The 1717-nt window shown below is 68.5% G+C and carries 1 protein-coding gene and 1 pseudogene; one reads left to right on the forward strand and one right to left on the reverse strand.

Annotated elements, in window-relative coordinates:
- Window positions 1-349: 349 nt before the first annotated feature.
- Window positions 350-1339, reverse strand: a complete 990-nt coding sequence (locus QR77_RS20640) for an iron-siderophore ABC transporter substrate-binding protein (protein WP_040023514.1) — start codon at window positions 1337-1339, stop codon at window positions 350-352.
- 195 nt (window positions 1340-1534) lie between these two features.
- Here QR77_RS20640 and QR77_RS46815 point away from each other — a divergent pair.
- Window positions 1535-1717, forward strand: a pseudogene (locus QR77_RS46815) (hypothetical protein); the annotation flags it as partial.

Genomic DNA, 1717 nt, shown 5'->3' on the forward strand with positions numbered 1-1717 from the left:
CGGCCGTCCCGGCACCGGCGAGTCCGGCCACCGCGCAGGTCACACCGGCGGCCACGAGCCAGCCGCCCTTCTTCTTCGACAGCAGCCGGCGTACGCCGGGCCGGTCTGCCCGTACGGCCGTGGTCGACGGGTCCGATCCGGTCGAGGAGTGGTTCGTCGGGTCGTAGTCGTTCATGGTGGCGTTCCTCTCGCTGGGGCAACTGCGCCGAGCGTGCCAGCGGTTCATATGAGGGCGCTGTGGCTGACCTTTGAACTCCTGACAGGCTGGCGCGCCGGTCGGCAGACGGCGCGCTGTCGTGCCGGTCGCTCGGGCCGCCGCTCGCTGAGTGCGCCCGCTCGCCCCGCCTGCTCAGTGCGGGGCCGACGCGTAGTCCTTCTCCATCTCGTCCAGCACCTTGCCCGCACCGGTGTAGCCGATCCCCAGCATCCAGGTGTTGTCGTCGACCTTGAAGGCCCTGCCCTTCTTCACCGCGTCCAGGCCCTTCCACAGCGGACCCGCTGTGGTGGTCGTCTCCTTGGCCTTCTCCGGGTCGCCGTAGGCGGAGTAGAAGATGACGTTCGCGTCGGCCTTGTCGATCTGCTCCGGGCTGATGTCGAGCGAGAAACCGGTGGTGTTCTGGTTGGCGGGCCGGCCGACCTGGAGGTCCTTGAAGATGGACCCGACGAACGTGTCGTTGAGGTAGAGCCGGGTGTCGGCGCCCTCCACGAACCGTACGAATCCGAACGTGATCTTCTTGGCCGCCGGGGGCCCGCCCAGCGCGGTGGTCAGGCGGTTGAGGTGCGCGTCGTAGTCGGCTACGACCTTCTTCGCCTCGTTCTTCTTGCCGAGGGCGTCGGCGTGCAGGTCGAAGTTCTTGCGCCAGGTGGGGCCCGTGGTGTCGGTGAACACGGTCGGCGCGATCTTCGACAGCGACGGGTAGTTCTTCTCGTCGCGCACCTTGCTGCTCAGGATGAGGTCGGGCTTGAGCTGGGCGATCGCCTCCAGGTTCGGCGTACCGATCTCACCGACCGGCTTGATGCCCTTGAGCTTGTCGGCCGGCAGATAGGTGGAGAACGGGGCCTTGTCCACAACTGTGGTCGCCCCGACCGGAGTTACGCCGAGGCTGACGGCCGAGTCGAGCGCGTCGGTGTCCAGTACGACGACGCGCTTGGGGGCGTTCTTGACCTTCACGTCACCCATGACGGTCGAGACCGTGTGCGTGGGGGCTCCCGCGCCGAGGCCGCCCGCGGGTCCCGCGCCGGTGGAGCCGTCGTCGCTGCCACCGCAGGCGGTGAGAGTGACGGCGAACGCGGTGGTGGCGGTGGCCACGGTGAGACGGCGGGTGAGGGATCTGGGCACGGTGGGGAAGCCTCCCTGGCGGACAAAAGTAAGGGAAACCTAACCTTAGGGGTGTCGGGGCGCCACGTCACGGTGCGTCGGTGGGTGATGGCAGAAAAAGAAAGTCCGGAGCGACCTGCAACCCGGGGCGGGGTCGTACGTCTTTCCGGGTGAAGGCGCCTTCGATCCGCCCGACGAGATGATTTGAGGAACGTCATGTCCGCACGTCACACCGCTGTCCGCAGTGCGCTCCAGGGGCGTATGCGCAGGGTCCTGGGAACGTCCGCGATCGTCGCCGCGCTGGCCGTCGGCGGCGTGGGAGCCGGCTTCGCCTACGCGGACAGCCACACGCCGACGCCGGTCCCGGCCCCGGCGAAGCCCGCGCCGGCGAAGCCTGTC

Origin of the sequence: Streptomyces sp. 150FB, from assembly GCF_000818195.1 — a bacterium.
Classification (GTDB): domain Bacteria; phylum Actinomycetota; class Actinomycetes; order Streptomycetales; family Streptomycetaceae; genus Streptomyces.